Annotated in this window: 4 protein-coding genes and 1 pseudogene; 3 read left to right on the forward strand and 2 right to left on the reverse strand. The window is 70.7% G+C overall.

Annotated elements, in window-relative coordinates:
- Positions 1–94: 94 nt before the first annotated feature.
- Together AB0M20_RS28085 and nagA are read left to right on the forward strand one after the other, a co-directional pair.
- A pseudogene (locus tag AB0M20_RS28085) lies at positions 95–499 on the forward strand (ROK family protein); the annotation flags it as partial.
- Complete coding sequence (gene nagA / locus AB0M20_RS28090; RefSeq protein WP_364303213.1) at positions 496–1587, forward strand: N-acetylglucosamine-6-phosphate deacetylase; 1092 nt, start codon at positions 496–498, stop codon at positions 1585–1587. The pseudogene AB0M20_RS28085 and the gene nagA, both read left to right, overlap by 4 nt.
- Here nagA and AB0M20_RS28095 read toward each other — a convergent pair.
- Both AB0M20_RS28095 and AB0M20_RS28100 read right to left on the reverse strand, forming a co-directional pair.
- Positions 1532–2227, reverse strand: coding sequence for a phosphatase PAP2 family protein (locus AB0M20_RS28095; RefSeq protein WP_364303215.1), 696 nt, complete (start codon positions 2225–2227; stop codon positions 1532–1534). The two genes, nagA and AB0M20_RS28095, sit on opposite strands and share 56 nt — an antisense overlap.
- A gap of 13 nt (positions 2228–2240) precedes the next feature.
- Positions 2241–3638, reverse strand: a complete 1398-nt coding sequence (locus tag AB0M20_RS28100) for a serine protease (RefSeq protein ID WP_364303217.1) — start codon at positions 3636–3638, stop codon at positions 2241–2243.
- 113 nt (positions 3639–3751) lie between these two features.
- Between AB0M20_RS28100 and AB0M20_RS28105 the strand changes: the two genes are divergently transcribed.
- Positions 3752–4745, forward strand: a 994-nt coding sequence (locus tag AB0M20_RS28105) for a DUF4032 domain-containing protein (protein WP_364303219.1), incomplete at its 3' end; no start/stop codon positions are given.

Below are 4745 nucleotides of genomic sequence, written 5' to 3' on the forward strand. Positions count from 1 at the left end.
ATGAAAGAAATGAGATTTATTATGTGGATTATTCAATCAATATGATGTCTAATATTCTTTGTCATTTATGGTATTTAAGGTTAGGAGAAGAACATGCCCGTGCGGGAGCCGCGGCTGCCTGGAGGCGGTCGCGTCGGCGTCGGCGGTCGGCCGGCGATACGCGGAGATGTCCGGCACCGCGGACGCCACCGCCTACGACGTGGCGGCCCGTGCCGCCGCCGGTGAGCCGCTGGCCACGGCGGTCTGGACGGACGCGGTCGAGGCGCTGGCCGACGGGCTGCTGACCGCGCAGGCGCTCTACGACGCCGGCATCGTGGTGCTCGGTGGCGGGCTGGCCGAGGCCGGCGAGGCTCTGCTCGTACCCCTGCGATCCGCGCTGGACCAGCGCATCACCTTTCACCGCATCCCCCGGCTGGTCCGCGCCGAGCTCGGCGACACGGCGGGCTGCCTGGGCGCGGCGTTGCTGGCGCTGGACCTGCTCGGCCGGAGGGCCGCATGACCCGGGTCCGAGGACGGATCGTCCGGCCCGGAGCGGTGATCACCGGCCATCTGGAGGTCGACGGGCCGGTCATCCTGGAGGTCGCCGAGAGCCTGCACGAGGAGTCCGACTTCGTCGTACCGGGCTTCGTCGACCTGCATTGCCACGGCGGCGGCGGGCACACGTTCACCACCGGCGAGGCCGGCAGTGCGGAGCGGGCGGCCGCCTTCCACCTCGCGCACGGCACCACCACCCTGCTGGCCGGCCTGGTCAGCTCGCCGTTCGAGCTGATGCGGGCCGCCGTCGAAGCCTTCCGCCCGCTCGTGGAGGAGGGCGTGCTCGGCGGGCTGCACTTCGAGGGGCCGTATCTGTCGGCGGCCCGGTGCGGCGCGCAGAACCCGGTCTTCCTGCGCGATCCGGTGCCCGACGAGCTGCGCGTCCTGGCCGGCGACGGCGTGACGCGGATGATGACCATCGCGCCCGAGCTGCCCGGCGCGATCGAGGCGATCTCGCTGCTCGCCGGCGCAGGCGTCGTGGCGGCCGTCGGGCACACCGACGCCACCTATGAGCAGACCCTCGCCGGGATCGAGGCCGGCGCGACCGTCGCCACCCACCTGTGCAACGGCATGCGGCCGATCCACCATCGCGAGCCCGGCCCGGTGACCGCCGCGCTGGCCACCCCGCCGGTCGTCTGCGAGCTGATCGCCGACGGGATCCACCTGCACGACGGGATGCTGGCCTTCGCCGCCCGCGCCGCCGGGCCGCACCGCTCCGCGTTGATCACCGATGCGATCGACGCCGCCGGGATGCCCGACGGCGACTACGAGCTGGGCGGTCAGACGGTGACCGTGGCGGACCGCGTCGCGCGCATCGCGACCGGCTCGATCGCGGGCAGCACACTCACCATGGACGCCGCGCTGCGCAGGGCGGTCGGTGCCGGGATTCCGATCGAGGACGCGTGCCTGATGGCCGCCACCACGCCGGCCAGGGTGCTGGGCCTCGCCGATCAGACCGGCGCGCTGGAGGCCGGCCTGCGCGCCGACCTGGTCGTGCTCAGCTCTTCGTTGCAGGTGAAGCGGGTGATGCGCGCCGGACGCTGGGTGGTTTGATCGAGTCCCACGGCACTCTGGTGAGGATCCGTGCCAGCACGAGGCCGATGAACAGCCCGGCGATCGAGTCGGTGATCCAGTGCCAGCCCAGGTACGTGGTCGTGCAGATGACGATCACCGGCGGCAGCACCCGCAGCGCGAGCAGCAGGCGGTGGTTCACCTCGCCCAGCAGCATCCCGAGCAGCAGCGCGAAGGCCGCGTACCACAGCACCGTGTTGGCGACGTGGCCCGACGGGTAGCTCATCCCGAGGCTGCCGGTCGCCGCCGGGTTGAAGAGCACCTCGCGGTCCGGGCCGATGAACGCGGGCGCCGCCCGGTCGAAGACGATCTTCATCGGTCCGACCGTGAGATAGAGCAACGCCACGGTCGCCACGAAGATCAGGACCGGCCGGATCGTCCGGCGACGCCACACCGCCAGCGCGGTCAGGGCGGCGCCGATCGGCATGAGGAACCAGCCGCCCTGACCGAGGCTGTTGAGCACCCGCGCGGTCCAGTAGGCGACCGGCGGCCGGTGTGCCGCCGACCAGTCCGCCACGGCGAGGTCCACGCCGAGCAGGTGTCCCTGCCACAGCAGCAGCGTCAGCAGCACGAACGCCCCCACGAAGAGGGCGTCGGGCCACCAGCTGCGAGGTCGGGTCACGCGACCAAAATACCTACAGCGCGCTCTTCAGCTTCTGCAGGAGCAGATCCGCCCGGACGCCGGAGTTGGGGCAGCCGCCGAAGTGGTGCAGCGCGACGACCCGGTTGGTCCTGCGGGACAGCACCGGAGATCCGGACGAGCCGCCCTCGGTGTCGCAGAAGTACGAGACGTCCGACTGGGCCGCGTACCCGTCGTAGGCCGGGTTGTCGACCGCGCAGTTGCCCGCCCGGTCGCCCGCCGCGCCCGCGATCCGGGTGGGGTCGCCGGCCGGGTGTTGCGGGACGTAGAGCTGCGTTCCCTTGGCCGGGCGCGTGGCGTCCAGCTCGAGGTGGCCGAACTTCTGCACGGACGCGAAGTTGTCCAGCGTGAACAGCGTGTAGTCGTAGTCGCGGTTGGTGGCCAGCACCTTGTCGCCCCAGACCTTGGTCGGCTGGTACGTGTCGTACCCGCCGCAGGTCGCGCACTGGTAGTTGAACCAGACCTCGGTGTCGTAGGCCGCCCCGGAGTCGCTGAAGCAGTGGTTGTTGGTCAGCATCCGGTTCTTCGCGCCGACCCGCCACGCGGTGCACAGCTCGGTGCCGTCGATCAGCAGCCGGGCCACCGCCTTGGAGCGGGTGTAGGCCATCGGGTCCTTCGTGCGGTAGCAGACCGCGTCGGCCGAGGTGTCGGCCCCGCAGACCGACTCCTCACGCCCGGTGCGGCCGGGCGCGCTGAGCGACTCCTCCGGCACACCTTTCTGTTCGGTACGCGAGAAGCCACGCGCCACCTGGTCCACGTTGACGCCGAGCTTGCCGAGCAGCGCCCGCGTGCCCAGCGGGTCGACGCCGCGGTGCACCTCGAGGACGGCGGTGTCACCGGTCACCGACATCGCCCACCGGCCGTGGCCCTGCTCGAGGAGCTTCGGCGCGTCGTAGCGGTAGCTCTCGGTGCCGGCCGGGTTGGACACGGTCACGTAGTCGCCGGGGAGCATCGTCATGCGGTCGAAGTGCAGCTTCACGTACGAGGCGCCCGGGTATCGGAAGGTCTCCTTCTGCGGGCCGCTCCCGTACCCGAGAAGTCTGCTCACCTCGAGCAGCTCGCCGACCTTCTGCCTGCCCTTTCGGGCGGCCTCCTGGGCCGACTCCTCGACGATCCTGCGGTTCTTCGCCCGCACTCGCTCGGCGACCTTCACGGGAGCCTCGGCGCCCGCCGGCCCCGTCGGCCCCGCATCGGTGGCCTGCTCGGGCGCGGTCGCAGCCGCCGCACCCTGGCCGGAGAGAGCGACGGAGGTACGCGCCACGCCCGGCGCATCCTGCCAGGTTCCGACCGGCTTGTTCTCGCCCGCGTCCGACTGCCGCCACGCGACGACGCCGGCCGACCCGGCCAGAACGAGGGCGGCACAGGCCCCGACGACGATGCCCTTGCGTCGCATGCTGCTCCCGAAACTCTTGAAAGGCACAAAAAGGCCAATACGGCGATCTGGCAAGTTGTGTAACGAGCCACCTGCGGCAGCGACGCGCGCCGGAGTGCGTGCACACTGGGTCCGTGCGCATCACGTCCGCCGTTGTCGACCCCGCTCTGCTGGAGCTCCCGTGGGGGATCCCGCTCGAGGAGTGGCCGGCCGATCACCTGGTCGCCCTGCCCCAGGGCATCTCGCGGCACATCGTCCGGTTCGTCAAGATGAACGACGTCGTCTACGCGCTGAAGGAGACCCGGGAACGCATCGCGGAGAAGGAGTACGACCTGCTCCGCGCGCTGGAGCGGATCGACTTCCCGGCGGTCGAGGCGGTCGCCATCGTGACCGACCGGGTGACCGACGCCGGCGAGCCGCTGGAGACCGTGCTGATCACCCGGCACCTGCAGTTCTCGCTGCCCTACCGCGCGTTGTTCTCGCACGTGCTGCGGCCGGAGACGATGAACCGGCTGCTCGACGCGCTGGCCGCGCTCATCGTCCGGATGCACCTGACCGGCTTCAGCTGGGGCGACTGCTCGTTGTCCAACACGCTGTTCCGCCGCGACGCGGGCGCCTTCGCGGCGTACCTGGTCGACGCGGAGACCGGCAACCTCTACCCGAAGCTGTCCGAGGGCCAGCGCAGCGAGGACATCGAGATCCTGCGGCTCAACATCTTCGGCGAGTGCCTCGACCTGCAGGCCGCGGAGCTGCTGCACGAGGCGATCGACCCGGAGTCGGTGGTGGACGACATCGTGGCCCGATACGAGCGGCTGTGGCACGAGGTCACCTACGAGCAGGAGGTGCCGAGGGACGCCCGGCACGACATCGAGGGCCGCATCCGGCGGCTGAACGACCTGGGCTTCGACGTGGCCGAGGTGGCGATGTCGACTGTGGACGGCGGGTACCGGGTGCGGCCCAAGGTGGTCGACGCGGGCTATCACACCCGGCGCCTGCTGCGCCTGACCGGCCTGGACGCCGAGGAGAACCAGGCCCGGCAGCTGCTCAACGACCTGGACGCGTACCGGGCGGAGAGCTCGCTGACCGACGAACAGCAGGCGGCGCATCGCTGGCTGACGGAGGTCTTCG

Origin of the sequence: Actinoplanes sp. NPDC051633, assembly GCF_040681735.1 — a bacterium.
Taxonomy (GTDB): domain Bacteria; phylum Actinomycetota; class Actinomycetes; order Mycobacteriales; family Micromonosporaceae; genus Actinoplanes.